Below are 26,993 nucleotides of genomic sequence, written 5' to 3' on the forward strand. Positions count from 1 at the left end.
GCCGATCATTGAGCAGGGGTCTCGCGGGCTCTTACGTTGATCCGGTGCAGCGAAAATTCCGCCCTGAGATCCAGCTCCTCCGAGCTGTCGCCGTTCTCGCGGTCGTGATCTACCACATCTATCCGGACCGGTTGCCTGGCGGCTTCGTCGGGGTGGACGTCTTCTTCGTGATCTCGGGGTTCCTCATCACCTCGCACATCCTCCGTGAGGTCGAGACCAAGGGTCGGCTGTCCCTCCTGGAGTTCTGGACGAACAGAGCCAGGAGGATCCTGCCGGCCGCGACGGTCGCGATCGTGGTGATCGCGGTGGCCGCGCCCTTCTTCCTGCCGAACACCCAATGGACCAGTACTGCAATCCAGGGGATCGCGTCTGTGTTCTATGTGCAGAACTTCCTCCTGGCCGCCGGTTCGGTGGACTATCTGCGACAGGACGCCGCCCACACGCCTTTCCAGCACTTCTGGTCACTGTCGGTCGAGGAGCAGTTCTACCTCTTCTGGCCGCTCGTGGTGGTCGCCGCCCTCGTGCTGGCTCGCCTGCTGACTGCAGGCCGTCGGGACTCCGACCGAGGCGCGCTTCCCAATCCTCGGGTGTTCCGCTATCTCGTGTTCCGACTCTTCGTGATCATTGTGGTGGCCTCGTTCGTCTACGGCGTGATCCAGGTCAACGCGGGCGATCCGCAGGCCTACTTCGTGACGCCGGCGAGGGTGTGGGAGCTGGGACTCGGCGGCCTCCTGGCGTGTGTTCTCAGTGATTCGCAGCGGTTCCCCCGTCTCCGTCGCGGACTGGCACTCGCCGGCATTGCCGCCATCGCCATCTCCTGCGTCTTCTACGACGAGAGCACTCCTTTCCCGGGTGCGTTCGCGCTCGTTCCGACTCTGGGCGCGGTGGCCGTGATCATCGCCGGCAGGACGGAGGGACCGGGATCCCTCACGCCGGTCGTCGACTGGAAGCCGGTGCAGCTGGTGGGAATGTGGTCGTATTCGCTGTATCTCTGGCACTTCCCGGTGATCACCTTCTTCGTCGCGACTCGTGGCCGGCCCGGTCTTGTCGAGGGGGTGGCACTCGCTCTGCTCTCGCTGGGATTGGCGATGGTGAGCTTCTATCTGGTCGAGGAGCCAGTCCGGAGGAACGAGCTATTCAGGAATCGACGTTGGATTGCGGTGCGGGCCAGCGCCGTCGCGATGGCCGCCGCGGCCGCGGTCGCGGTCGTGCCTCAGGTGGCCTTCGAGAGATACATGTCTGTCGAGCAGGAGCGGGTGGACAGGCTGGTCGCCCTCGCGCCGCCGAGCATGGGCGCCGGGGAGATCTCGGACTCGTCGTTCCAGACCTACGCGGATGGCCAGTCGGTCATCATCCCGCTGCCTGCGGAGGCGCGTGAAGACGAACCCGAGTACCCGGGCTGTGAGGAACCGACCGCCGCCGCTGATTCCCCGATCACCCATGAGTGCGTGGCCGCGAATCCCGAGGGGAGCAAGACCCTCGTGGTGGTGGGTGATTCCCACGCGAGTCAATGGGTCCCGGCGCTCCAGGAGATCGTCGAGGGCACGGACTGGAAAGTCGTGACCTTCCTGCACAACTCCTGTCCCTTCAACATGGAGAAGCGGCAGTTCGAGCTCGACGGGGGACTCGAATGCACTGAGCCGAACACTGCGACGCTCGAGCGGATCCTTGAGATGGAACCCGAGAAGGTATTCATGACGAATTACGCGGCCGAGGACATGGCTCCGGACAGCGATGAGGAGTACGGGGGAACCCAGGGGTACGTCGAAGTTCTGGAGCCGATGGCCGAGGCCGGCATCGAGGTGATCGCCATGCATGACACTCCGATCCCGGGTGACGAGCTTTCCGTGCCCGACTGCGTGGCCGCGAACGAGGAGAGCCTTGACGAATGCGGATTCGACCGGGAATCCAGCCGAGAGTCCGAGGAGACGAATGGTGCGCTGGAAGCAGCCGCCGACCAGGTCGAGGGAGTGCGGTTCGAGAGCCTTGTCGACGAGTTCTGCACCGAAGACATATGTCCGGCGGTGATCGGCTCGGTGCTGGTGTATCGCGATAACAATCACGTATCCGCAACGTACATGAGGACGTTGGCAGGACCGCTGTCCGAGGTGCTCGATATCGGCTGAAAATCGGACGTCCTCTGACCGGTGATGAGCGCTGTCAAGCCTCGACCCGTAGAATGGCGGAGGATTTGGAAGCCCGCGAATCGGCCGGGCCGACTTCGACTCAACTGCGAAACCGAGGACTCTGGATAAATGGTGTCGTTCAACGACAGGGGATCGCTGCGCATAGCAGCGATCGTGCCGTGCCACAACGAGGAGATCACTGTCGAGAAGGTGGTCTCTGACCTCAAGGCAGCAGTGCCGGGCATGACGGTCTACGTGTACGACAACAACAGCACCGACCGCACAGCGGAACTCGCGGCGAAGGCCGGTGCGATCGTGCGGCACGAGTCCTTCAAGGGCAAGGGCAACGTCATCAGGCGTGCGTTCGCTGACATCGATGCCGACCTCTACGTCACCATCGACGGCGATGACACCTATGAGGCCGCCGACCTCCCCGGCATGATCGATCTGCTCCTGTCCGGCCCCTACGACCACGTGCTGGGCGTCCGCCAGGACACGCAGGAGACGTCGTCGTATCGACCCGGCCACGAGGCTGGGAACAGGATGTTCAACCGGCTCACCGGGTGGCTCTTCAAGTCGAAGGTCACGGACATGCTGTCCGGTTACCGCGTGTTCTCGCGCCGATTCGTCAAGTCCTTCCCTGCCATCAGCAAGCAGTTCGAGATCGAGACCGAACTGACGGTCCACATGATGGCGCTCCGGTTGCCCAATGCCGAATATCCGATCGGCTTCCGGGATCGCCCCGAGGGCAGCGAATCGAAGCTGTCGACGTTCGGTGACGGCTTCAAGATCCTCAGTCTCATCGTGCAGCTCGTCCGGCACGAGCGGCCGACGCTGTTCTACGGGCTCCTCACAGTGTTCTTCGCACTGATCTCGCTGGCGCTCGGCATCCCGCTCGTCGTCGAGTTCTTCCAGACCGGTCTTGTCCCGCGGCTGCCGACTGCCATCCTGGCGGCAGCCTTGATGGGACTGGCAGTTCTCATGGGCTGCGTGGGCCTCGTCCTCGACGGTCTGCGCAGAGCCCGGCGCGAGGCGTCGCGCCTGCGCTACCTCTCACTCGATCCGGCCGTGGAGACGAACCCGGACCCGGTGGCCGTGTCCGCGATGCTCCCCGGCACCTTCGTGGAAACGGATGTCACCGGTCCGCGCAGCGCGGCGGTCAGCGCAGAGCCGGAGGGATCGAAGGGGCCGAAGGTCACTCCATGATCGACCGGGTGCCGGCTCGATGGCGGATCTTTGCCGTGGAGGTGTTCCGTTTCCTCACTGTCGGCGGGCTCGGCTACATCGTTGATGTCGGCTTGTCGAACCTGCTGGTGTACGGGTTCTTCGGGCTAGTCCCTGCCGTGATGCCGGGCAGCCCTCTCAAGGCCAAGATCATTTCGACGATCGCTTCGGTGGTCGTTGCTTGGCTGGGCAACCGGCTATGGACCTATGGCGACCGACATGTCGGATCGAACCTGCGCGGGATGACCCTGTTCTTCGTGGTGAACGCGATCGGCATGGTCATTGCGGTGCTGCCGTTGGGATTCACCTGGTACGTTCTCGAACTGCGCGATCCGGTCAGCTACAACATCTCGACGAACATCATCGGAATTGGACTGGCGATGATCTTCCGGTTCTACGCGTACCGGACCTGGGTCTTCAAGAAGCGGCCGCAGGTGGAGACGGTCGTATTGGAAGGACTGTCGAGCTCCAAGGCGGTAGAGCCAAAGGAAAACCTGAATTGACGATCTCTGTGGTCAACGGCAATAAGACCGAAAGGCGCTGAAGAACTTCTCCGGCTTCTCACTTTAAATCCACAGCTACGGGGCATCCGGCCGGTATATTCGGTTCTGGAAAAACAACGTACGTGTCCGGTAAGTGTGCACGTTTGTTCACCCGGCAGGCTGTGGTCTGCCCCAAGTCGGAAATGAGCCTCATTTATGGTGTCTTGGACATCAGCATTTACGATGACTTCCCTCGTAGCGGCTTCAGTACTCATCGCCCCAATGGCCCAGGCCGCTGATCCTTTGCCCAAACTGGAACTTCCGAGCTACTCGGGAAATGTTCAACCGGTCGACAATTCCGACGCCGAGGTGCACCGCTTGACCGAATCCGCGGAACTCGGCGAGACGGTGAGTGTCGATCTCGACGCGACATCGGTTGTTGGCGTCACATGGGACGGAGACGACCCGAAAAGCGAGTATCGAGTCAAGATCGGCGGCGAATGGCAGGCATGGGAACAGATGCCGGTAGAAGACGGGGCAGGTCCTGAGCCAGGATCGACTGAAGCTGAGCAGGCTAAGGACGGAACTGAGCCTCTCGCAGTTACCGACGCCGAACAGATCGAGTTTCGTGCGGAGAATGCCAAAGCCGATACGACTGACATAAGGATCGAGGTGTTCTCCACGGAGAAGACTTCGGCTGATGTAGAGATTGCACGGGATTCTGGCACTGAACCCGCTCCGACCCCTTCAGAGCCAATCCTCCCGAGTCCGGATGCGCCCACGGAAGACAATGAACTTGAAGAACGAAGAGCTCCTGAGCTTGGTTCTACTAGCAACAACTCGTATGGCGAGACTGCAGATACCCTTGCGCAGCCTGTGGCACCGGACGCCGCCTCTGTCTACACGGCCGCATCCACTACCGGCCTCGGGCGCTACACATCACGAGCGGAATGGGGCGCGAACGAGTCAAAGGTCCGCTGTAGCCCTTCGACGGCCAGTGAGAACAGGGCCGTCACAATCCACCACACGGCTGGTTCCAATAGCTATTCTGAATCCGAAGTCCCCGGCATTCTTCGTGGTTATTTGGAGTACCACACGTCGGGACGAGGCTGGTGCGATCTGGGCTACAACATGCTTGTTGACAAGTTCGGAAATATCTATGAAGGCCGAGCAGGTGGCTTCGACAAGGCAGTTGTCGGAGCTCACGCTGGCGGGTTCAACACGGGGACTTTCGGCGTATCCGTAATGGGAACTTACTCTTCCTCGCCATCCACTGCAGCGCTTGACGCACTGGAGAAGATTATCGCCTGGCAGTCGGCAACTTGGGGTTACGATCCCACCGCTAAGGTCACCCTTACCTCCGGCGGCAGCACTCGATATGCAAGTGGACAGAAGGTTTCGTTGCATCGCGTGTTCGGGCATCGCGACGTATCCACGACGGAATGTCCCGGCAATGGATTGTACGACAAGCTGTCGTCCTTGCGATCGGAGGGCAAGAAGCAGCAGGACAGCGTATTGCCGTTTGACGTCCCGGGACCGATTGGGGCTCATTACCGAGCGATCGACGGCACCAATGTATTGGGGATGCCGACGAGCAGCCAGCACGGTGGCCTCCGAAATGGAGGGCGATATCAGAGCTTTGAACGCGGTGACATCCATTGGTCTGAGAGCTTCGGCGCTCATTCGACTCAGGCTGGTCCCATTCGCAACCTCTGGAAGGCGCAGAAATTCGAGAACGGTCGACTGGGGTATCCGAAAACCGAACAGCATGGCGGATTGCGGAATGACGGCAGCTATCAGAGTTTCGAGGGTGGTGACGTTCATTGGTCGGACGCAACCGGCGCTCACGCGACGTGGGGAGACATTCGCGTTACCTGGGGAGCCCACGGCTACGAGAACGGCAAGCTCGGCTATCCCACCTCCCGTGAACATGATGGTTTGCGCAACGGAGGGGCGTACCAAAGCTTCCAAGGTGGTGACATCCACTGGACTTCTGCGACAGGTGCTCATGCGACATGGGGCGGAATTCGGACCGAGTGGGCTCGAACGGGATTCGAAAATGGGTCACTCGGGTATCCCACGTCGCGTGAGCACCAGCTGCGTGACCGAGGCGCCTACCAGAGCTTCGAGGAGGGCGATATTCACTACAGCCCTGCCACGGGTGCGAATGCCACTAGGGGGGCGATCCGCGAAACCTGGGGCGATACCGGCTACGAGAATGGCAAGCTCGGATACCCGAAGACTCGAGAGCATACTGGTTTGCACAAGGGCGGGGCATATCAGGGATTCCAGGGCGGCGATATTCACTGGTCTCCAGACACGGGAGCACATGCCACTTGGGGAGGCATTAGATCTGCCTGGGGCAAGACCGGGTGGGAGAAAGGCAAGCTTGGCTATCCGACTTCTAACGAGTACAAGAAGAACGGTGTGACCCGCCAGGATTTCCAAGGGGGATACATCGAGTGGCGCGACAGTAAAGCGCATGTCGTTTATCGGTGATTGAACTAGGGGTGTCCCGGTCCCTGGAGGAGCCGGGGCACCCCTCTCTTTATCGGTGATTAAGGAATCGCACGAGCCGACGTAACGGCTTAACAGCTGTTCGATATCCGCGCACTAATTGCGCCGGCGCCTTAGTGCGCAATTCTGCCCGCAGACGACGAAAGTCCTGTACGCGGGCGGCGCCGCGAAGATCCGGCAATTGGCGTTCGCGCGAGCGAAGTGCGAGCAGTTCGAAAGAGTCAGTCAGCTCGCAGTTGGGTTCCTGGAAATAATTCTCGACGAGCCAATTGCGGTTTGGGAAGCCGATGCGGCCATCAATCATATCGGCTAGCGACCCAGTGACACCTGACTCCTCAAAGGCGATGTTGAGCATCTCCCGGCTCACACCGAAGTCGTCGATGATAAGAGTTGGCAGCCCCCGGTCGATCGACTCTAGCGCGGCCGTCGATGAAACTGTGACCAAGGCAGTCCCGGGCGTCAGGAACAGTGACATCGCCCCCACTGCCACAGTCAACTCGCCCTTGGCAATCAACCCGTCAGCGATGAGCTGGTCAAGCAGCGAAATGTAGGTGAACTCCTCGTGATGCGTCTCCTGCTCACCGGGACGGGACCGCACCTTAATAATCACTTCGCAACCGGGGTGGCGTCTCGCGTACTCGGTCAGGGACAAAAGGATCCGGATCCGGTCTGCCCGCTCGACAGGCACCTTCGCCTGGGTCGCGAAGACGATGCGCTCTGGAGGAGTTCCCCGTGGGAACTGCGGCTGAGGCGGCGCCGTTGATTCCAACAGTGGTAGTCGCGCGACGATGAGCTCGACCGGTATCCCGAGCTTCTGCGCAACGGCCAAGTATTCGGCTCGCTCGTGCTCCGAGTGCGTTATAAATGCATCGCCGATGCGCCGGTACCGCATTCCCTTTGACGTGGCGGGTAGCCCGACACCAGGCAGTCCGGACACGAGTGCGGGCCGGCGCTCGAGGTGAGCGCCTGTGGCAAAGATTTGTTGCACCACTGGACCAGTTGCGGCCGCGAGAACGATATCCGGCGTCACGCGTTCGAGTTCGGATTCGAGCTCGGAACGATTGACTATTGGGATCTCCCGGTGCTCCCATGAAGAACCGGCGGTTGCGTGTGTGACTTGTTCGGGTGTGGGCAGGATCGGATTGTCGATGAGCCAGACGTGAGCGTCGATGTCAGGCCCGAGGGCGTCAAGGGTGCGACAAGCCCACTTGAGGTAGGACTCGCTGTCGGAAACTGACACGACGGTGTATTTGCTCACCGCGTCATTGTAGCGAGGCGCTGTCATGGTCCTATTCAGCTCCCGGCGAAGAGAATCACGAGCATGCCCCGTCCACCAGGTTCGTGGAATCTCTGTCATGGTGATTCGAGGATCGTCCATGACTAATGGCAGTGTTGCAACTGCTGTGGTCGGTAGACTGAAGATCTCCGCGCTGTGCGGAGCGTGGGCCAACCGAAGTTCTACGGGCAGTCCAGCTCGGCGAACAGTGACTGAATCCAGGGCATCGAGTTGGCACAGATCCGAATCCAATTCGCGCCGATGAGCAAAGTAAACACTAGGGGATCCAGCCGTTACGCGCGAGACCCAGTCCACATAGTCACGGCGGCGGATCAGACCGTCGGCAACCATGGCCGATCCGAGGACGATACGACCCGGCACCCGATGTTCCAGCTCGGGCAATGACTTCAACCATGAGAACTCGTGACGCCGAATCGACCCACCAGCCGCTAAGAATCTCTGCTCTGTCTTTCCGGCCGCGGCAGGAAGCGCGGTTACCCACGTCAATCGACCCGCGTGGAGTGCAGCGCGCAAGCTGATAGCAGTGGCCAGCGCGGCTGCCCTGCGAGGAGGAGACAACTGCTGCTGTCGAGCACGGCGCAGGGGAACCGGGTATTTGGCGGTCAGCTGTCGGATGACCTCCTTGGTGGCCAGTCCGTCGTCGATGAGGACCAGGTACGAATTCCTGTGGAGCCCGTCGCGCAGCATCGCTCGCTGGAACTCGCCTGAGCACGGATCTCCAACGAGAAGGCGATCAGCGCTCGCGCTGAAGAAGTGAGCTGGAACTCCGCCGGCAACTTCGATCCAGACACCCGGTGGAAGCCAACCCCAGTCCAATTGGGCGAGGAAATCCTCCATTCCCTTTGCACTGCTTCGCGCATAAATGACGAGTTCCTCGCGGGGTCGATGGGCTTCAATTGCCGATATGACCTGGAGTGGCGATTCAACCCATGCCAGGGAGCGAGTCATGCGAGCCTTCCACCGCCAAGTCTTAGAACCAATCTTTGCTTTGTGAGCCGAAGGAGACGCCCAACGTGCTTTCGCAATCGATACCTGCGACTGCGCCCGCCTTCAGGAAGGGCAGTCGTGAAGTCCATCGGGAAGTAGAGGAGGCCATTATCGAAAAGGTAGCGGCGGGAAATACCGGCCGATGCGAATGGATAGTCAACCATCGTCGTATCGCGAACTGGCAAAGTTTCGGATCGTGGAGGTAGAGCATGATTCCTGATCGCCATCAGCGCACGCCGGAGTTCGCGCTTGACCCCATCGACTTGGACGTGGTCGCAACGAACGAAATCCACTTCGAGGCGGTTCATGGAATCAGGCATGTGCCGGAGGTGATTCGGCAATAACCGGTCGTCGCCGTCGAGAAACGCAATGTACTCGCCCTCTGCTGTGTTCAGGCCGCTGTTCCTGCTGTTCGCCAGGCCGATCGTGTGTGGCATAGTAATGAAGGTCTCCTGAGGAAATTGGAACAAGCGGTATCCTACCGGCGCCTCGACCCTGCCAGTGAATCTGCGTCATCTTCGCTATTGTGTATGTGGTCGAATCGATGACTCGCATTGGAGATTTATGACGGTCTTGGTAACCGGTGGTGCTGGATATATCGGCTCACACGTCGTGCGTCTACTGGAGAATCAGGGGCGAGATGTTGTGGTTGTAGACGATCTTTCCACTGGCGTAGCAGACAGGGTTCTGAACTCGCCGCTCGTCGCGATCGACTTGGCATCGAATGACGCGGAGCATCGTTTGGTCTCCACCTTTGAGACCCACAACGTCAAGTCAGTCATACATTTCGCTGCGAAGAAGCAGGTCGGCGAGTCCGTGGAGCGACCCATTTGGTACTACCGGCAGAACGTCGGCGGCCTCGCTAATTTGCTTGCGGCGATGCAAACGTGTCAGGTGAATTCGATGGTCTTCTCCTCTTCCGCGGCGGCGTACGGTAATCCAAACCAGCGAGTCGTAGCGGAGTCCGTCGAGTGTCGGCCGATCAACCCGTACGGGCAGACGAAGCTCATCGGTGAGTGGATGATTAGCAACGCCGAGGTGGCGGGGTTGAAGGGAGCCAAACTTCGCTACTTCAACGTCGCTGGCGCAGGATGGGCCGATTTGGCCGACACAGCGATTATGAATTTGATCCCGATCGTGATCAATCAGGTGGCGAGCGGTGGAACTCCGGTGATCTTCGGAAACGACTACCCAACTCCGGACGGAACCTGCATACGTGATTATGTACACGTCAAGGACTTGGCGGAGGCACATCTGTCCGCCCTGGACTACGTAGAAGCCGGTGGGGCTAGCAACTCCGTCTTCAACGTCGGCACTGGCCGGGGAGCCTCTGTTTCCGAGGTGATCGATGTCGTCGGGCGCGTCCTAGGTGTTCCAATTCAGCCGGAAATGGGCGAGAGGCGCGCTGGCGACCCGGCAGAGCTCGTTGCCGATGTGAGTGCCATCCGCACGGAGCTCGGTTGGAAATCTGAGTATGAACTAGAGGACATCGTGAGAAGCGCTATTGAAGCGATGGGTACCCCGCGGCCGTGAAGAATCGACGACCCAAGCAGCTACCTACTGCAATGACACCCAGTACCGTGAAAAGTTACCCATGACGGAGCAAGACCGCGCAAGCGAGCGAGACTTGCCCGAACTCAGTGCTTCGTCTGCCGGTGCTGCTTCCCCGCGCATGTCATCGCGATTTGCGCCTTTGTGGCGGAGCGCCGAAACCACGCCTGCACCTGCACTCGATGCCCGCGAAAAGCGGTGGTTCGCTGCCTTGGTAGTCCTCGCTGGTCTTTTTGCAGCATTCCTCTTCCGGGCGATCGCACCTGGGGCAATGACCACCGACACCTTCTTCCAACTCGATCAGGCTCTCGGGCGAGAACCGTTCAACGACTGGCACCCCGTCGTCATGAGTCTGGTCTGGAAATGGCTGATCGCCGCTACTGGAGAAATAGGTTCGATGGCGGCTCTTCAGGTCGGATTCGCTTGGCTAGCGTCCGTTCTGACCTGCTATTACATTCTGAAGACTACTCGGAATCGATGCTTGTCGCTCCTTGGGTTCCTGATTCTCGTCCTGCCCAATTCAGCGAACATTGTGGGTGCGGTATGGAAGGACACCCACATGGCCCTTGCCATGTACTTGGCAGTGGTCTGTATCCTCGTGTTTCGTCTGCGCGGCAGATTTCAGTGGGTGTTTTTAGGCATGGCGATTCTCGCCCTGCTGTACGCGACCCTGGTGCGCAAGAACGCTGCAGTTGGAGTTGTACCGCTACTCTTCCTGGTGACGACAGTCTTGCTGGTGAACCGCAGTTCGTTCTCGGTGAAGAAGGCGGTAGCAGTGTTCGCCGTCGCGATAGCAGTCTTCGGGGGCGTGGTTCTCGTTATTGGAAAGAGCATCAACGTCGCCACCGGCGCGACCAGCAATAGTCAGGTCACTCAGATTATGCTCGATGATCTGATTTTCGCGGTGCCGCAATCCGCTATCGAATCGAGTGAGACGGCACCTCCGGCTTTGAAGAGCAAGATCGCAGATGCGCGGCAGGAGTGTGAAGATGTCGGAGCGTTCTGGGATGCCTATTGGAAGTGTTACGGGCGCGGAGCATCAGGGGAAGCCTTTACCGAGATTGCTCACCCCGATGCGGTGAAGTCTCTGTGGATCGAACAGGTTCCCAGAAACTTTCCGCGCTACCTCGACTACCGTGCGATGACCACAGCTAAGTTCTTATTTACCTCGAACCTGCAGTTTGCTTCGACCGAAGAAAAAGAAGATCTCGGAGTGTCACAGTATGCCCCAAAGCTGAACGATGCGCTGCGGTCCTATGTCGTCGACCTGGGATTGAAACAACTGCCTTGGCTATTCCACGGCTGGTTTTGGTTGGCTCTGGGCGTGGCCGGAGTAGTTGCCTCGGTACGCGGCTCCAGGCCCTCAATCACCGCGACAGCGATCTTCATTGCTGGACTACTGTATTTGGTTAGTTTCTTTCCGACGGCTCCAGCATCGGATTATCGGTACATCTACTGGTCCGCGCTTTCAGTGGTAATCGGGCTGATAACGCTCGTGGCTGAGCGAACCAGCGCACGACGACGCACGCCCGTGAAGAACAGCCGAACCGATCCCTAAGTCAGGCGCTCGACGTCGGCCGGTTGCGAAGCGCGACCAATAATCTCATTGGCCTCGGCTCAACTTGCGCGTCGAAACTCGACCCTTGATGCTTCGCGCGTATCGGAGTCCGGTGCGCATCGCTTTTTGTCTAAGGCTCGGCGCAGGAAGCTGTCCGGGCAGACGGAGTTTGGTCAACCGTCGCCGCTTGAAGTAGCGACTAACCGCCGGCCCCCTATCGGAAAGATACGCAACGGCGTCCTTGCGCAGGTGCGGGTAAACCTTGGCCTGCATGCAGTAGGAGACGGTCTTGACGAGTTGAGCGAGATCATCGGAAGATGTACCCGCGTCGGCATCCTGCCCGAAGAGATAGTCGCAGATTGTCACCGGAATACGGTTGCTGTTCTCGTACGGGGCGAATTTCTGTAGGGCTAGCTCGGTGCCGAAAGCTGAGGCAGTTGCGTCGAAAAGACGCCACGTGGTGACCATCCCCGTGGAGAAGCAACTGATGACGTGGGCAGGGCGAATAATCGATGCACAGATCTCCACCGGGAGCTTGGCCTCGATGAGTTCGAACTCCGTTCCGCTGAGCTGCGCTTGATGGGCGAGGATGCTATTCACTGACGCCGACGCTGCCGGGTGTGGCTTGAAAAAGATCTTGCTGGGATCCAGCTTGATCGCTTCTTCGAGCATGCGTTGGTACAGCGCAATCTCTTCCTCCATCGTGAAAAGCTCCACGTCGGACAGATACTGTCCGATAATCATCACCGAGTCTGGATCAGGTGCGAAAGTGCGATCGTCAAGGGCTTCGGCCGAGATCTCGACCTGCTTGCGTAGTGCCGCTGGACTGACTTTCAAGAGTGGAACGTCCTTCTCGGAAAGAAGCACTGGATCGACACCAGGGACGAGATCCATGTACAGCAAGCCCATGATCCGCTGAGAGATCATTGGTGCAATGACCGAGCGCGTAGGGCCGTACGACATCAGACCATCTGAGTGGACGAAGATATCGGCCCGGTGAAGTATCTTGGCCAGAGCAATTGCAGGATGACCCTGAAGGGACTCAACGAAAAGCTGAAGGTGGTGACCCTCTAGCCCCCACGCAACCTCAACTAGGTGGCTGATTACAGGTTGGTCATAATTCGAAGGACCCCACTGATTCGGGTGATACGGCCAAATCCACTCGTTAAGGGAGATCATGCGGTCGAAGTTGAGCAGCAACGGCCGCACCATGTCGGATTCCGCAAAAGAGGGCCCGACTTCATTAATTACTCGGTTGTCAGAGGCCACCAGAATTCGTTCGTCGGCTTCGACAATTAGCCCCTCGTCAATCGCGGCGCAGAGGTTCATCAGCTGGAGGTGGGACGACACGACGAATACTTGCTTCATTTGTTGAATCCTCTGCGGCGGTTGATCTTCGTTGTAATCGGCTTCAGAATTTCTGCCCGTGCTGGCTTGAAAGAACCGAATATTTCGCGAAGATTATCGTCAGGGATCAATTCCGAACTCTCCACAACTCGATCGACCAGAGTCTGGTAAATGTCACGACTCATCTCGTGTCTACGTTGCAAGTGGGTATCTGTAAGGGCGAAGAGGTTATGGCCTGCCTTCGCAGTAAAGCGGTGGAACCGAGGCTCAGACCGTGTCAGGCGAATCGATTTCGCACAGCTGTCGATATAGAACAGCTGTTTCGAATTGTAAACCGCAGTGATCGAAGTCTCGACTCCCCTGCGGTAGATGGGACCAGGTGAATCGACTACGGCGAACGACTCAGTTCCCAGAAATATCCGCCAGTTCCATTCGCGATCCTCAGCGCTCCAAAGCGATTCGTCGAACAGTAGGACGCCCGACTCTAGTAATTCGCGCTTATAGATGCCAGCGAAGGCGTTGGGGAAATCCACCATCGTGTGATTCCAGCCGTCCACGACGAAGTCGAGGGGATTGAGCTTCCTATCGCGTAGGGCACATGGCGCGACCATGAGTTGCCGGCGCTTCCCCGCGGCACGAATGACATCGGTTCGGACGAAATCAACGTCTAGGGATTGGATTGCATCCACCAGCACTCGTAGATGTCCGTTCGCGAACCAGTCATCGCTGTCGATAAAAGTGATGTAGCGTCCAGTGCAATTCTTCATGCCCTTGTTCCGCGCTGCAGGCAATCCAGTGGGAGACGGATTGTGAAGAAGTCGGAAGTTTGGAAACCGGTATGCGAAACGCTCTGCGATCTCCGCCGTTGAATCGGTCGACCCATCGTTGACGACCACGACTTCTAAGTCCTTTGGAGGAATCTGTTGATACAGAAGGCAATTAAGGGTTTCAGCGATATAGGGTTCGACGTCTTTAGCCGGGATTACGACGCTCAGTAGAGGCTGATTCGACAAGAAGCAGTCCTTAGTGGTTAGGCGAGGGGTACCAACAATTTGGGTGGGTTACGAGCAGAATACTCGTAACCCAGCCAAAACTGCTTTAGCGGCGCACTGCTTACTTCACGACTCGCAGGGACTCGATCTTCGACTCCTCGCCGGGCATGACGCGCTTCTTGCCGTCGCCCAGGGCGATCTCCACGGTGCGGATGTCGGCGACGAGCTTCTTGAACTCGTCAGGCTCCATGGAAGCCTTCTGATCCGAGCCCCACATGGTGTTGTCCAGCGTGATGTGGCGCTCGACGGTGACGGCTCCCAGCGCCACTGCGGCCACGGAGATGGCGGTGCCGATCTCATGTCCCGAGTAGCCCACCGGGATGTTGTACCGCTCGCGCAGCGCCGGGATGGCCAGCAGGTTGACCTCCTCCGGCGGCAGCGGGTACGTCGAGGTGGCGTGCATCATGACGAGGTTCTCGCTGCCGAGGGTCTGCACGGCCTTGTCGATCTGCTCGAGAGTGGACATCCCGGTCGACACGATGACCGGCTTGCCGGTGGCCTTGACGGCTTCGAGCAACGGGATGTCAGTGATCGAGGCGGAGGCGATCTTGTAGGTGACCGCGTCGAACCGATCGAGGAAGTTCACGGAGTCGATGTCCCACGGCGAGGCGAACCACTGCAGGCCCTTCTCCTTGGCGTAGGCGTCGATCTCGTTGTACTCGTCGTCTTCGAACTCAACCCGGAACTTGTACTCCAGGTAGGTCATCTCACCCCAGGGGGTGTCACGCGGCTTGGACTTCTGGTCCTCGGGCACCGCGACGTCGGGGTTCCGCTTCTGGAACTTGACCGCCTGTGCCCCCGCCTCGGCAGCCACGTCCATGAGCTGCTTGGCGATCGCGACATCACCGTTGTGGTTGATGCCGATCTCGCCGATCACGTAGACCGGCTGGCCGGGTCCGACGAGGATGTCGCCGATGGCCACCGGCTTGATCTCGTTCACAGTCATGCGACCTTCTTTCTGGTTTTGGGTACGGGTCAACGAACGTTTCACTTGGCCTGGATGAGGTCGCAGACCTCGCGCACAGCACCATGACCACCGCGACGGGACAATACCAGTCGTGCCGCAGAGATCACTGAGGGTTCAGCGTCGGCCACTGCGATCGGCCATCCGACCACGGAGAACGCCTCGATGTCGTTGATGTCATTGCCGACATAGGCGACTCGGTCCGGGTTCAGGCCCTTGGCGCTGATCCACTCCATGAGCACTTCCGCCTTGTTGTCGATGCCCTGGGCGACCTCGACCTTGAGCTTCTCCGCCCTGCGGGTGACCACGGGGTTGCGCTCCTTGGACAGGATGAGGAAGGGGAAGTCCGCCTGGACCAGGCGGCCGATCCCCAGGCCGTCGCCGCGGTGCACGCGCACCTGCTCCACACCGTTCTGGTCGACGAAGGTGGAGTCATCGGTGTGCACGCCGTCGAAGTCCGTGACGAGGGCGTCGACGTCGATCGGGGTCTGATGCTCACCCGTCGCGGCGATCGCGCGGATCAGGGTGAGGTCGGCCATGGTGTCGATCTCGCGGGCGTGCTCGGCGGGCACCTCCTCGATCTCGATCCGGCCGAAGAACCGGTGCCGGCTCTCGACCAGTCCGGCAGTCCGCATCACGTAGAACGCGCCGGTCTCGTTGTAGTGGATCTTGCGGTCCTGGCGCCGGGGCCGGTAGGCGGCGTCGTGGCCGACGGCCACGGCCTGCTCGGCGTCGTCGAGAGTCCACAGGAAGCTGTGGTCCTCCACGGCGGAGAAGACGACGTCCGCCTCGCCGGCGGCGACCCTGTCGATCGCGTTGTCGATGGTCTGCGGGTCGATGAACGGCGAGGTGCACTGGATGAACGCCGTGACGTCGTAGGTCTCCGGCAGCTGCTCGAGGGTGTAGAGCAGCGCGTCCTCGCTCTTGGCCTGGTCCCCGGCGAGCTCGTCGGGACGCCACACCACAGTCGCGCCGGAGCGCTCCGCTTCCTGGGCGATGCCGTCGTGGTCGGTGGAGACGACGACGAGGTCGACGCCGGTGGTCGCCTGCGCCGCTTCGACCGCTCGGGCCAGAAGCGTCTTGCCCGCGACCTTCTGGAGATTCTTGAGCGGGATGGCTTTGGATCCTCCGCGCGCCGGGATGATGGCCACCGTCCGCGGGGACTTCTGAAGAAATTGATCAGTCACAAGGCTTCCGATGCTACCCCGACCGGCTGAGCGATTCCGGTCGGACACCCGAACGCAGGACACCGTGTGGTGAATTGACGGTGAACTCCGACGGCCGCCGCCTTAGCGTTCGCGCGCTTCCCGGAGGTGACTCTGTGTCCCCACCAGGTGTGGGCAAGTTCACTCCGGCGGAGGGGAGCCATGCACAGAGATCTACACCCAGGTGGGGTTCCACATACGGCGGTGCCAGTGCTCGTAGGGGATGACTTCGCCCGTGTAGACGGGCCAGAACCAGGCGAAGGCAGCCACCGCAAGCGCCACGACGAGGCCCACGGTGAGCCGTCGGGCGAGCATCTCGGTGCCCGGCCAGGACCGGTCGCCGCGCGTCCGGCCCCACAGGAGCCCGAGGCAGTACGCCAGCCCCAGCACCACGAACGGCACCATGACGATGGTGTAGAAGGTGAAGATCGTCCGCTCCTGGTAGAAGAACCACGGCACCCACGTCGCCAGCAGGCCGGCGACGATCGCGCCGGCGCGCCAGTCCCGGCGCAGCGCCCAGGCGCCGACCAGGATGACGAGGACCACCGGGGCCAGCCCCCAGATCACCGGATTGCCCACCGAGGTGATGGCCGACGAGCACTTCTCCACAGCACAGCCCGCCTCGCCGGCGGCGTAGGACTCGTAGTAGAAGGAGGTGGGCCGCCACTGCACGATCCAGCCCCACGGGTTCGACATGTAGGGGTGCTCGGAGTCGAGGCCGACGTGGAAGCTGTAGGCGGTGTAGTGGTAGTGGGCCAGACCCACCAGCCAGTCCGGCAGGAAGTCCCACCAGCCCGAGTTCTCCGCGGCCCACTGCCGGTCCCAGCCGCCCGGAGTGAGGATCCAGCCCAACCAGCAGATCACGTAGACCACCAGCGCGACGGGCACCATGGACACGAAGGCGGGGACGGCGTCCTTGCCCAGCGCGGCCAGCCACGGCCGGCGGATCCCTGCCCGGCGCCGGGCGTTGACGTCCCACAGCACGGTGAGCAGCCCGAACACTGCCAGGGCGTAGAGGCCGGACCACTTGACGCCCGTCGCGCAGCCCAGGCTGATGCCGGCGGCGATCCGCCACGGCCGCAGGCCCAGCGAGGGCCCGAACGCGGCGGGCATGAGCCAGCCCCTCATCTGCGCGGTGATGCCGCCGGCCATCCGGTCGGCCAGCCTGCGCCTGGCCCATTCGCGGTCGAGGAGAAGGAACCCGAAGGCCAGCAGGATGAAGAACATCAGGAAGATGTCGAGCAGGCCGGTGCGGGAGTGCACGAAGTGCTCGCCGTCCACCGTGAGCAGGAGTCCGGCGATCGCGCCCAGCCACACCGAGGAGAACAGCCGGGTGGCGATGCGGGCGATGAGGAAGATCGACAGGGCGCCGATGGCCGCCGCGCCGAACCGCCAGCCGAAGGTCGAGTCGGCGCCGAAGATCTCGATGCCCGAGCCCAGCAGCCATTTGCCCAGCGGCGGGTGCACGACGTAGGAGGGGGAGTCGAGGATGATCTCGGGATTGCCCGCCTCGAACGCGCGGTTGGGGTCCTCGGGCCAGTCGCGCTCGTGGCCGAACCGGGTGAGCGAGTAGGCGTCCTTGACGTAGTAGGTCTCATCGAAGACGAGATTCGGCGGGAAGCCCAGCCGGTAGAACCTCAGTGCCCCGCCGATCACCGCGAGCACCGCCGGGATCACCCAGGCCAGCAGGGGGTGCGCCGCCCGGGGCGTCAGCAGTCGGGTCTCGAGGGTCGAAAAGCTCACACGCTCCAGGATATGCGGAAGGTGCGCAGGTGGTTGATCCACCGAGTCCGGACCCCGGAGGCGGGAGATTCGCTGAGCCGGGAGCCTGGAGGAGCCCGGAACCGGCCCATAGGGTGAGTCCATGAGGAAGCTTTCCTGGCCGGGACGCGACGGGCTCAACAGATTCTGGATGCTGCCGGCGCTATGCGTGGTTGCCGCCGCGGTGCTGGCCCAAGTGATGGTGGCCGTGGACCGGGTGCTCCCCGACGATCTCTCCTCACCCTGGATCTCGTGGATCTACACGGTGGGCATCGACGGATCCCGCTCGATGCTCTCCTCCATCGGAGCTTCGATGCTGGGGGTGGCCGCCACCGCGTTCTCGATCACGATCTCGGTGATCGCCACCACCAGCTCGACCTACGGGCCGCGGCTGGTGCGCAACTTCATGGCCGATCGCGGCAACCAGCTGGTGCTGGGCGTGCTGGTCTCCACCTTCGTCTACACCCTGCTGGTGCTGCGCACCATCCGCTCGGCGGAGGATCCCGCGGCCGTGTTCCTGCCGCACCTGGCGGTGAACTTCGCCCTGGTGCTGGCGGTGGCCGATGTGGCGGTGGTCGTGTACTTCATCCATCACATCGCCTCCTCCGTGCAGGTCGACACGCTCGTGCGCGGGGCACAGCGCCGCTTCGGCGCCGTCATCGAACGCTGGCATCCGCGTGAACCGGTGCCGACGACGGAGCCGCGCTCCGGTGGTGGTGAGGTCACCGCCGATGCGGTGGGGTACGTGGTGAGCGTGGAATTCCAGCGACTCAGTGCCCTGACCGATGAGCAGGACGTGGTCGTGGAACTGGCCCCACGAGTCGGCGACCATGTCCTGGCTTCGACGGTGCTGGCCCATGTCTGGCCGGCCGGCCGAGCTCAGGTGCTGACAGACCGGCTGCGGCAGTGCGTGAGGATTGCAGACTCTCGCTCTGCCGACCAGGACGTGCGCTTCGCCGAGCAGCAGCTCGTGGAGCTGGCCGTGCGCGCACTCTCGCCGAGTACCAACGACCCGTACACCGCGATCAACGCCGTCGAAGAAGTCGCCGAGGGCATCGCAACGGCAGTCTCCCGGCCGAGACCCGGCAACACCATCGTGGAGGGGGGCGTGCCTCGGGTGCGCTACGGGACGGTGGGGCTGGAGGAGATCGTGGACATGCCGTTCGACCATATCCGTCCATACGCCATCAACCACGTGCCCGTACTCCAGGCCCTGACCGACCTGGCCGCGCGCATCGAGATCGCCAGCATCCACCCGGAGATCACGGCGCGGGCGCGCAGGCATGTGGAGGTGCTGCTGGAGCAGCTCCGCGCCTCGGACCCGCCTCCGCACGATCAGCATCGCATCGAGCAGCACGTCGCGGCCCGACGAACCGCGGTCGACGACCACGAGCGGCAGATGACCGACGAAGGGTGATCGTCGGTCATCTGCCGGTCCGGTGCCGACCGGGTCCGGCTGACCTTGTTTTCGCGATGCGTCTCATGAAGACTGGAGGCGTCGGAAACGCTGAGATTGGCAGGCAGCATCAATGACGTACGTGATCGCCGAGCCCTGCATCGACGTCGTCGATCGGGCCTGCGTCGACGAGTGCCCGGTGGACTGCATCTATGAAGGCCGGCGGATGCTGTACATCCATCCCGACGAATGCATCGACTGCGGCGCCTGTGAACCCGTATGCCCGGTGGAAGCCATCTACTACGAGGACGACCTGCCGGAAGAGCACGTTCCGTACCTTCGGGACAATGCACTGTTCTTCTTCGACACCCTTCCTGGACGGCAGGCGCCGCTGGGGTCACCGGGTGGTGCCGCCCATCTGAGCCCACTCGGCGTCGATACAGAGCTGGTGGCTTCCCACCCACCCCAGGGCTGAACCGAGACGCCGAGGAGCACACAATGAAGAAGGCCGTTCCCCTCCGAGAAGGCGCCGTCCTCGCAACCAAGCGAATGGAGGGCACCGACGGGACAGCGTTTCCGAAGCACACGGCATCGCTTGAGTCGGCCCTGGTCATACTTGAGGGCACCTGCACCATCACGTTCCCGGATGCAGCCCACGAGCTGCGCGCCGGCGATACGTTCATCGTCCCTGCTGACGAGGTCCACCAGATCGTCGGCACTCCAGACTTCACCGCCATCCACATCATGCCGACGGACATCCGCTTCAACTTCGACGTCTGATAGGAGCTGAGCCCGGTCGCATCGCCCTGACCCCGTCACCGGTGGTGAGCGTCTCCGGCTCATGTGCCAAGTTCGTGACAAAGCGCGGTACCGGATTGCCGGTCCGGTGTCCAGGTTCTACGGTGGTCTCAGACGACACACCCAGCAGAAGGCGTGACACCCATGTCCTACCCCGGATACGGCCAGCAGAACAGCTACGGCGATCAGCCCGGCGATCTCTCAAATCCCTACGATCAGCCTGCGGACCGCTACACGCCGGCCGGTGCCTACGACCCTGCAGGCGCCTACGACCCTGCCCCCGGCTATCCGGGTGGTCAGGAGGCGGCCTCCGTCTACAGCAGCGCCCCGGGCGGCTACAGCGTTCCGGGTGGCTACGGCAGCGGACCTGCCGGCTATGCCGCACCGGTCAGCTACGGCTACGGTGCTCCGGTCGGCTATGTCCAGGCCCCGCCCACCAACACGATGGCGCTGATCTCGCTGATCATGTCGATCGTGGGCTTCATGTCGGGCGGACTGTTCTCGATCGCCGGCATCATCATGGGGCACATCGGCAGGAACCAGATCAAGCGCACGGGCGAGAGCGGCAGCGGGCTGGCCACCTGGGGACTCATCCTCGGCTACGGATCGCTCGTGGTGTGGGCGCTGTTCTGGATCGTCTACATCCTCTTCATCCTCGGGTTCCTGGCGCTCGGCATCTTCGCCGGCACCGCCGGCTACTGATCGCCTGGCCCGAGGCCGAACCCGCGACCACCTCTCCCTGAAGAATCGACTCCCGCTCAATGACGGCTGACTCCGGCTGCCTGGTGCTGGTCGGCACCCCGATCGGCAACATCCACGATGCCTCCCCGCGGATGCGCAGCGAGATCGAAGCCGCCGACCTCATCGCCGCCGAGGACACGCGCCGCTTCCTCGGCCTGGCCGACCGGCTCGGGCTGACCCACACGAACAGGATCATCAGCCTGTTCGACCACAACGAGCAGGCCAAGGCCGCTGAGATCGCCGAGGCGGTCGCCGCCGGCCAGCGCGTCGTCCTCCTCACGGACGCCGGGATGCCGGCGGTCTCCGACCCCGGTTACCGCGTCGTCAGGGAGGTGACCGGCCGGAACCTGCCGGTCACCTCGGCGCCGGGCCCGTCGGCCGTGTTCACGGCTCTCGCGCTGTCGGGCCTGCCGACGGACCGGTTCACGTTCGAGGGATTCCTGCCGCGCAAGGCGGGGGAGCGAGCGCGGATGCTCGGCGAACTCGCCCACGAGCCGCGGACCATGGTCTTCTTCGAGAGTCCCCACCGGATCGCCGACACGATGGCCGCGATCGTCGAGTCCTTCGGTGCCGACCGGCCGATGACGATCTCACGTGAGCTCACCAAGACCTACGAGGAGGTGCTGCGCGGCACGGCGGGCGAGCTCGTCGACGCGGCCCGCGCGGGGCTGCGGGGCGAGCTCACCCTGGCCATCGCGGGGCACTCGGGGCGGGCCACCTCGGCGGCGGACCACATGGCCGAGCTGGGACGGCTGGTCGACGGCGGGATGCGCGCCAAGAAGGCTGCCGCGGAGATCGCCGCGCGCCACGGGCTGTCCACTCGGGACGTCTACGAGGAGTACCTCGCGACCAAGGAGTGAGCGCGGACGCGCGCTGGCAGCGGCGTCACAGCGTGCACTCGGTGTGGGCAGCGGCGTCGCAGGGTGCAGATGCGTCACAGCGTGCAGCCGGTGGCGGCGGCGTAGACATAGGGCACCTGCACACCGAGGTTGATGACCGTCAGGGTCACCAGGGCCGTGGCGATGCCGATCGCGTGGAGCGCACCGCGGCGTGCCGGCGGAGGGCTCACGAGGTGCTTGATCCGGCTGGGTCCTGCAGCATTCAGCGCGACCACCTGGGGTGCGGGCAGATACTCGGGGTGGGCGGGGCTGCCGAGCTTGAGCAGAGCCGCGGCGAGCGCCGGCGTGCCCGTGCACGAGCGGGCGGCGTCGTCGGCGGCGACCTCGAGGTAGTGCGGGAGCGCGTCCGCCGCCGCGGCGATCAGCGGGATCCACCTCAGGTGGCGGGTCAGGGAGGCGACTGCGGCGACGATGAGGTGATGGCGCTGTCGCAGGTGTGCTGCCTCGTGCTCGAGCACCGCGACGAGCTCGTCGCGTTCCAGCTGGGCGAGGGCTGCCTCGGACAGCACGATGCCGCCGGCCCGGGACGGCAGGGCGAAGGCCAGTGGTCGGGGATCGCGGATCAGCAGCACGGGGTGACCGTGGACGGTGGCGGATTCCCCTTCGGCACGCAGCAGGTCCGCCGCCAGCCGCGTGCTCCGCGCGCGGCGCCGGAGTTCGACGATGGCGCCGGCGGCCAGCCCGATGCCTGCGGTGGCCGGGATCACCAGCAGGGAGACCGCCGGCAGCGACGTCTCCAGGACCACTTCCCCGAACGGGCTCGCCGATGCCAGGCATCTCCGGCAGACTGCCGCAGCTCCTTCGGGAAGCAGGCTGGGCCCGGAGATGAACCAGGCGAGGATCGGGCCGACGGCGAGCAGGGCGATGATCCACATCAGGATCCCGCCGAAGAGGATGACCGCGGCCAGCCGCGGTGCGCGGGCCAGCGTCGGGGCGGCTCCGCGCAGCAGCAGCGGGCCGAACAGCGCCGCGGCCAGCAGTCCGACGGTCAGCACCAACACCCAGATCACGGACGTCACCGGTCACCTCCGCTGTCGTGCTCCCGCAGGTACTCCCGGAGCAGCGCGACGTCCTCGGTAGGCATGCCGTCGACGAAGTGCAGGATGGAGGCCGCACGGTCGCGGCTGGCTTCCAGCGCCTGCTCCATGAGCACCGCGGCGTGCTGCTCGCGGCTGATGCGCGGGAAGTAGCGCACCGACCGGCCCTCGCGGGTCGAGTCCACGAGGTCCTTGCGCGTGAGGTTCGTCAGCACGGTGGCGATCGTGGTGTACGCCGGCGCGCCGCCGAGCCGGTTGATGATCTCGCGGATGGTGGATGCGCCGTCGTCCCAGAGCACATCCATGACCTGCGCCTCGAGCGCACCCAGCCGGACCGGGCCGGTGTGCCGGTTCGCTTCCGCGGCGCTCATGCGGCTGGCACCTTGACCGGACAGGAGACCTGCCCGCGCAGCCGCACCGCGAGCGCCCCGCCGGTGAGGACGAGCGCCGCGACGGCCAGCGCCGGCTGCAGGGGCGCGAACCAGGTCAGCGCTCCCGTGTAGCCCAGGGCCAGCAGCGCGATCTTGTTGCAGACCGGGCAGCCGACGGCGAACCAGGCGAGCACCGCGCCGACCATGCCGAGGCGGCCCTCCCGCCGGCCTTCCGCTGAGTCGGCAGGCGCCTCGGCGGGCGCCTCGGCGGTTGCCTCGGCAGGGGCGGCGCCGGTTGCTTCGGCCCGGGATGCGGTTGCGATGCCGGGGCCGCCTGCTGGGCGCACGTACGTCGCGATCAGCATGCCGGACAGCAGCGAGGTCAGGAGCCATACCGGATAGTTCCACCAGACCGTCGGGATGTCGCGGGCGAACAGGGAGTTGGGGATCAGCACGGTGGCGACGCCGATGAGAACGGCGATCACCAGACCGGACGCCATCGCGATCCCGATCTGGCGCGGGGTCCACAGGCGCAGCGCGCGCACGGCATGTCCGCCGGTGGTGGTCACGGAGGACAGCACTGTCGTTGACGAGCTCATGAGTCCCAGTATGCCGCACTGTCTACTATGTGTCATAGTCGACTATGCAAGATAGTAGATGGGGCCTGCCGCGGCGGATGCCGCGGGAAGTCCGTCCACGGTGTTTCACCGGGCCGCAGCGGCCCGGCGACAGGAGGATCAGGTGAAGCGAGAGAGAACCGGCAGGGCGTGGCTCTTCCCGGTGATAGTGGCAGCGGTGGTGGTCGCCCTCGTGGTGGTCGTCATCTCCCTGCAGCGCGGTTCGGGAGGCGGTTCGGAAGACGGATCCCCGCAGGCAGAGAACGCCGCAGCCGGTGGGAGCGCCGCGGAGGCCGGCGGCGAGCAGGACTCCGGTCCCGTCGAGGTGGTCGACCCCGGTGAGCAGGCGGACCTCGGCGACGTGGAGCGCCGCGACCCGGACGACCCGCTCGCCGTGGGTCCCGAGGACGCCCCGGTCGTGCTCGTCGTGTTCTCCGACTACCAGTGCCCCTTCTGCGCGCAGTGGAGCCATGAGACCCTGCCGCTGATGCTGGAGCATGTCGAGGCCGGGGACCTGCGGATCGAATGGCGCGACGTCAACGTCTTCGGCGAGGCGTCGACCCAGGCGGCACGTGGGGCGTACGCGGCGGCGCTCCAGGACGGGTTCCTGGAGTACCACGAGGCGCTGTTCGCCGACGGCCGGCCGCGGGACGCAGGTCAGCTCACGGAGGAGGGCCTGGTCGCCATCGCCGAGGAGGTCGGCCTCGACGCCGAGCAGTTCGCCTCGGACATGGTCTCGTCGTCGACGGATGACGCGGTTGCGAAGAACGAGAAGCTGGGCTTGGATATCGGGGCGTTCTCGACGCCGTCGTTCGTCCTGGGTGGCGCCCCGATCGTCGGCGCCCAGCCCTCCGAGGTGTTCACCGAGGCGTTCGACACCGCGCTGGCGGAGAGCGCGGGCTGAGCATGGAGCTCGGCCTCGTCACCGCCTTCCTCGGCGGAGTCCTCGCCCTCCTGAGCCCGTGCGGGGCATTGCTGCTGCCGGCCTTCTTCGCCTCGACGGTCGGAGCCGGGCCGAGGCTGTGGCTGCACGGCGCAGTGTTCTACGGCGGCCTCCTCGTCGTCCTGGTCCCGCTCGGGATGGGTGCGGGAGCGCTGGGGGCGCTGTTCACGGCACATCGGGAGGCGGTCATCGTCACCTCTTCGGTGCTGCTCATCGTGTTCGGGATCGTGCAGGCACTCGGGTTCGGCTTCGATCCGACCCGGATGCTGCCCGGCACCCGGAGCCTCCAGCAGCGCGCCGGCAGCAGGTCCGGTCTGGTGAAGACCGTGATGCTGGGAGCCGTCAGCGGTGTGGCCGGGTTCTGCACCGGACCGATCCTGGGTGCGGTGCTGACTCTCGCGGCGGCGCAGGGCAGTGTGCTGACCGCGGGCGTCCTGCTCGGCATCTACGGTGCGGGAATGGTCGTCCCGCTGCTGCTGGTGGCCACGCTCTGGGGCAGGATGGGCACCCGCGGTCGTGCTCTCATGCGAGGGCGGACGTTCCGGTTCCTCGGCCGCGACCTGCACACGACCTCGGTGGTCACCGGCCTGCTCATCGCCGGGGTGGGAGTGGTCTTCTGGGCGACCAACGGGTTGGTCGGCGTGCCCGAGCTCGTGCCCAGCAGCACCCAGGCCTGGCTGCAGCAGCGCAGCGGCCTGCTGGCCGGACCCGTCGTGGACGTGCTCGCCATTCTGCTCGCGGCCGGACTGGTCCTGCTGATCTGGGCCCGGGCGCGCAGGCCCCGGACCGCGGCGTCGACCGGACGCGGCGCGAATCCCGCCACCGAGATGACCGAAGGGGCCACGAGCCCCGACGGCGGAAGGAAGAACTAGCGCATGCCACATCGGAAGATCGGCCCGGTGCAGAAGCTGGCAGCCGCAGGCGTGCTGTCGGCGCTGCTGCTCGGCGGCTGCTCGCCCGGCCAGGAGCCGGACGCCGACCTGCAGCGAGCTCCTGCAGTCACCAACGAGGAGCTGCCGGAGGTCGAACTGGAGGGCTACCGCGTGCCAGGCGCGTTCGCTGACCTGCGATTCGTCGGGGCCGACTGGGACATCGCCCCGCAGGAGCGCGGCGGCGTATTCGTCGGCGCCCGCGACGAGGGCGAAGCCCTGGAATTCAGCGCGGTCGGCTCGGACGGCTCGATCCTCTGGTCCGCCGAGCGGCCCATCCTCTGCACGGGCTTCGCCCTGGTCGCGGGTGACGAGGGCCGGGACCTGGCGGTGCTGACCGACATCTCGACCTCGGAGGAGGCGATCGCCGCCACCACCGCGACCGCCTACGACCTGCACACCGGCGAGGAGGTCTGGGGACCGGTCGAGGTGCCGGGTCCGCTGCAGGGGCCCGGGCTGGTGTTCGGGGCCGCGCCGGAGGGGTACATGGGTGAGGCGGGACCGCAGACCGCGCTCGACCCCACCACGGGTGAGGTCACAGCTCAGGACGACGAGGAGGGTCGGGTCGTCGGTGAGTACGCGGGTCTCGTGGTGACGGCCGAGGACGACGCGCTCGTCGGCGAGGACGGGCAGACCGGGCAGCGGGTCTGGAGCGTCGACGCGGGAGAGCTGGGCTGGGACCCGGCTGACGCCTCGGCGGCTCCCGGGAGCGAGCCCGGCGCCGGGCTGGCGCTGGTCACCGGTGGGGAGGGCGCCTCGACGCTCATCGACACGGAATCCGGCGAGGTGGTCGCCACCGACGTGGTCGAAGCCGCGAGCGATCCGACGGCAGGTGCCCGGGTGGTCGTCGGACCGGCCGACGTGCGCGCTGTGGGCGAGGACAACGAGGAGCAGTGGGCGCAGTCGACGGGGGAGGAAGCGACGATCGAGGCGATCGGCACCGGCCTCGTGTACCTGAGGATCGGCGACACGCTGCGGGTCCACAACGTCTTCACCGGAGACGTGGCGCGCGCGTACGACCCGCAGGGGTCCGGGCGGCTGCTCGTGCCGGAGATCATCACCGACACCGGCGGGGCCGTCTTCGCGGACGAGTCGCGCTACCTCATCGCAGCGGTCTGAGGTGCGGGATTCCTCGCGACGGCTGAGGGGTGGGATGCTCGGGTGCGATGGCTCGGTGCGATGCCTGGGTGC

Annotated in this window: 24 protein-coding genes; 14 read left to right on the forward strand and 10 right to left on the reverse strand. The window is 63.7% G+C overall.

Annotated elements, in window-relative coordinates:
• Positions 1 to 44: 44 nt before the first annotated feature.
• The 4 genes from LXN01_RS10280 to LXN01_RS10295 all read left to right on the forward strand — a co-directional run bounded on the left by LXN01_RS10280 (position 45) and on the right by LXN01_RS10295 (position 6,331).
• Positions 45 to 2,126, forward strand: coding sequence for an acyltransferase family protein (locus LXN01_RS10280; RefSeq protein ID WP_236864757.1), 2,082 nt, complete (start codon positions 45 to 47; stop codon positions 2,124 to 2,126).
• A gap of 129 nt (positions 2,127 to 2,255) precedes the next feature.
• On the forward strand, positions 2,256 to 3,332 hold the full coding sequence (locus LXN01_RS10285) for a glycosyltransferase (RefSeq protein ID WP_236864758.1): 1,077 nt from the start codon (positions 2,256 to 2,258) through the stop codon (positions 3,330 to 3,332).
• Positions 3,329 to 3,853 carry a GtrA family protein gene (locus LXN01_RS10290; RefSeq protein ID WP_236864760.1) on the forward strand — a complete coding sequence of 175 codons (525 nt, stop codon included), beginning with the start codon at positions 3,329 to 3,331 and terminating at the stop codon, positions 3,851 to 3,853. Before LXN01_RS10285 ends, LXN01_RS10290 begins: the two co-directional genes overlap by 4 nt.
• Before the next feature lie 222 nt (positions 3,854 to 4,075).
• Positions 4,076 to 6,331, forward strand: coding sequence for an N-acetylmuramoyl-L-alanine amidase (locus LXN01_RS10295; protein WP_236864762.1), 2,256 nt, complete (start codon positions 4,076 to 4,078; stop codon positions 6,329 to 6,331).
• 49 nt (positions 6,332 to 6,380) lie between these two features.
• On the opposite strand, the gene LXN01_RS10300 is transcribed toward LXN01_RS10295, so the two are convergent.
• Positions 6,381 to 8,594 carry a DUF6716 putative glycosyltransferase gene (locus tag LXN01_RS10300; protein ID WP_236864764.1) on the reverse strand — a complete coding sequence of 738 codons (2,214 nt, stop codon included), beginning with the start codon at positions 8,592 to 8,594 and terminating at the stop codon, positions 6,381 to 6,383.
• Positions 8,591 to 9,070 carry a glycosyltransferase gene (locus LXN01_RS10305; RefSeq protein ID WP_236864766.1) on the reverse strand — a complete coding sequence of 160 codons (480 nt, stop codon included), beginning with the start codon at positions 9,068 to 9,070 and terminating at the stop codon, positions 8,591 to 8,593. Before LXN01_RS10305 ends, LXN01_RS10300 begins: the two co-directional genes overlap by 4 nt.
• Positions 9,071 to 9,197: 127 nt before the next feature.
• On the opposite strand from LXN01_RS10305, the gene galE reads away from it, so the two are divergent.
• Positions 9,198 to 10,166, forward strand: a complete 969-nt coding sequence (gene galE / locus LXN01_RS10310; RefSeq protein ID WP_236864768.1) for a UDP-glucose 4-epimerase GalE — start codon at positions 9,198 to 9,200, stop codon at positions 10,164 to 10,166.
• A gap of 61 nt (positions 10,167 to 10,227) precedes the next feature.
• Positions 10,228 to 11,742, forward strand: coding sequence for a hypothetical protein (locus LXN01_RS10315; RefSeq protein WP_236864770.1), 1,515 nt, complete (start codon positions 10,228 to 10,230; stop codon positions 11,740 to 11,742).
• A 45-nt stretch (positions 11,743 to 11,787) separates the two neighbouring features.
• Here the strand turns inward: LXN01_RS10315 and LXN01_RS10320 are convergent, their stop codons facing one another.
• The 5 genes from LXN01_RS10320 to LXN01_RS10340 form a co-directional block, all read right to left on the reverse strand.
• The gene (locus LXN01_RS10320; protein WP_236864773.1) at positions 11,788 to 13,110 is read right to left on the reverse strand and encodes a polysialyltransferase family glycosyltransferase; all 1,323 of its coding nucleotides are present in this window, start codon (positions 13,108 to 13,110) and stop codon (positions 11,788 to 11,790) included.
• Positions 13,107 to 14,102, reverse strand: coding sequence for a glycosyltransferase (locus LXN01_RS10325; protein ID WP_236864775.1), 996 nt, complete (start codon positions 14,100 to 14,102; stop codon positions 13,107 to 13,109). Before LXN01_RS10325 ends, LXN01_RS10320 begins: the two co-directional genes overlap by 4 nt.
• Before the next feature lie 100 nt (positions 14,103 to 14,202).
• Positions 14,203 to 15,087, reverse strand: coding sequence for an N-acetylneuraminate synthase family protein (locus LXN01_RS10330; protein WP_236864777.1), 885 nt, complete (start codon positions 15,085 to 15,087; stop codon positions 14,203 to 14,205).
• A 41-nt stretch (positions 15,088 to 15,128) separates the two neighbouring features.
• Complete coding sequence (locus LXN01_RS10335) at positions 15,129 to 16,292, reverse strand: cytidylyltransferase domain-containing protein (protein ID WP_236864779.1); 1,164 nt, start codon at positions 16,290 to 16,292, stop codon at positions 15,129 to 15,131.
• Positions 16,293 to 16,484: 192 nt separating this feature from the next.
• Positions 16,485 to 18,053, reverse strand: a complete 1,569-nt coding sequence (locus tag LXN01_RS10340) for a dolichyl-phosphate-mannose--protein mannosyltransferase (protein WP_236864788.1) — start codon at positions 18,051 to 18,053, stop codon at positions 16,485 to 16,487.
• Between the two features lie 121 nt (positions 18,054 to 18,174).
• On the opposite strand from LXN01_RS10340, the gene LXN01_RS10345 reads away from it, so the two are divergent.
• From LXN01_RS10345 to rsmI, 5 genes are all read left to right on the forward strand, one after another.
• Entirely contained in the window at positions 18,175 to 19,488 is a 1,314-nt protein-coding gene (locus LXN01_RS10345) for a DUF2254 domain-containing protein (protein ID WP_236864790.1), read from the forward strand.
• Between the two features lie 112 nt (positions 19,489 to 19,600).
• Complete coding sequence (gene fdxA / locus LXN01_RS10350; RefSeq protein WP_236864792.1) at positions 19,601 to 19,942, forward strand: ferredoxin; 342 nt, start codon at positions 19,601 to 19,603, stop codon at positions 19,940 to 19,942.
• A 23-nt stretch (positions 19,943 to 19,965) separates the two neighbouring features.
• Positions 19,966 to 20,247 (forward strand): cupin domain-containing protein, encoded by a 282-nt coding sequence (locus LXN01_RS10355; RefSeq protein ID WP_236864793.1) that lies wholly within the window; start codon positions 19,966 to 19,968, stop codon positions 20,245 to 20,247.
• A gap of 162 nt (positions 20,248 to 20,409) precedes the next feature.
• A complete protein-coding gene (locus tag LXN01_RS16175) occupies positions 20,410 to 20,967 on the forward strand; it encodes a DUF4190 domain-containing protein (RefSeq protein ID WP_272902397.1) in 558 nt (185 codons plus the stop codon).
• Positions 20,968 to 21,026: 59 nt separating this feature from the next.
• Complete coding sequence (gene rsmI / locus LXN01_RS10370) at positions 21,027 to 21,866, forward strand: 16S rRNA (cytidine(1402)-2'-O)-methyltransferase (protein ID WP_236864795.1); 840 nt, start codon at positions 21,027 to 21,029, stop codon at positions 21,864 to 21,866.
• A 74-nt stretch (positions 21,867 to 21,940) separates the two neighbouring features.
• On the opposite strand, the gene LXN01_RS10375 is transcribed toward rsmI, so the two are convergent.
• Genes LXN01_RS10375 through LXN01_RS10385 form a run of 3 tightly spaced genes read right to left on the reverse strand, consistent with a single transcriptional unit; the run spans position 21,941 to position 23,912 of the window.
• Positions 21,941 to 22,924: a M56 family metallopeptidase gene (locus tag LXN01_RS10375; RefSeq protein WP_236864797.1), complete on the reverse strand. Its 984-nt coding sequence runs from the start codon at positions 22,922 to 22,924 to the stop codon at positions 21,941 to 21,943.
• Complete coding sequence (locus tag LXN01_RS10380; RefSeq protein WP_236864799.1) at positions 22,921 to 23,313, reverse strand: BlaI/MecI/CopY family transcriptional regulator; 393 nt, start codon at positions 23,311 to 23,313, stop codon at positions 22,921 to 22,923. The genes LXN01_RS10375 and LXN01_RS10380 overlap by 4 nt, the downstream gene beginning before the upstream one ends.
• A complete protein-coding gene (locus LXN01_RS10385) occupies positions 23,310 to 23,912 on the reverse strand; it encodes a hypothetical protein (RefSeq protein ID WP_236864801.1) in 603 nt (200 codons plus the stop codon). The genes LXN01_RS10380 and LXN01_RS10385 overlap by 4 nt, the downstream gene beginning before the upstream one ends.
• A 142-nt stretch (positions 23,913 to 24,054) precedes the next feature.
• On the opposite strand from LXN01_RS10385, the gene LXN01_RS10390 reads away from it, so the two are divergent.
• From LXN01_RS10390 to LXN01_RS10400, 3 genes are read left to right on the forward strand one after another with little or no spacing between them, the layout of a single operon-like run.
• A complete protein-coding gene (locus LXN01_RS10390) occupies positions 24,055 to 24,834 on the forward strand; it encodes a DsbA family protein (RefSeq protein ID WP_236864803.1) in 780 nt (259 codons plus the stop codon).
• A gap of 2 nt (positions 24,835 to 24,836) precedes the next feature.
• Positions 24,837 to 25,745, forward strand: coding sequence for a cytochrome c biogenesis CcdA family protein (locus LXN01_RS10395; RefSeq protein WP_236864805.1), 909 nt, complete (start codon positions 24,837 to 24,839; stop codon positions 25,743 to 25,745).
• A gap of 3 nt (positions 25,746 to 25,748) precedes the next feature.
• Positions 25,749 to 26,921, forward strand: coding sequence for a PQQ-binding-like beta-propeller repeat protein (locus LXN01_RS10400; RefSeq protein WP_236864807.1), 1,173 nt, complete (start codon positions 25,749 to 25,751; stop codon positions 26,919 to 26,921).
• The last annotated feature ends 72 nt before the right edge of the window (positions 26,922 to 26,993 follow it).

Source organism: Brevibacterium daeguense (assembly GCF_021729135.1).
Lineage (GTDB): Bacteria > Actinomycetota > Actinomycetes > Actinomycetales > Brevibacteriaceae > Brevibacterium > Brevibacterium daeguense.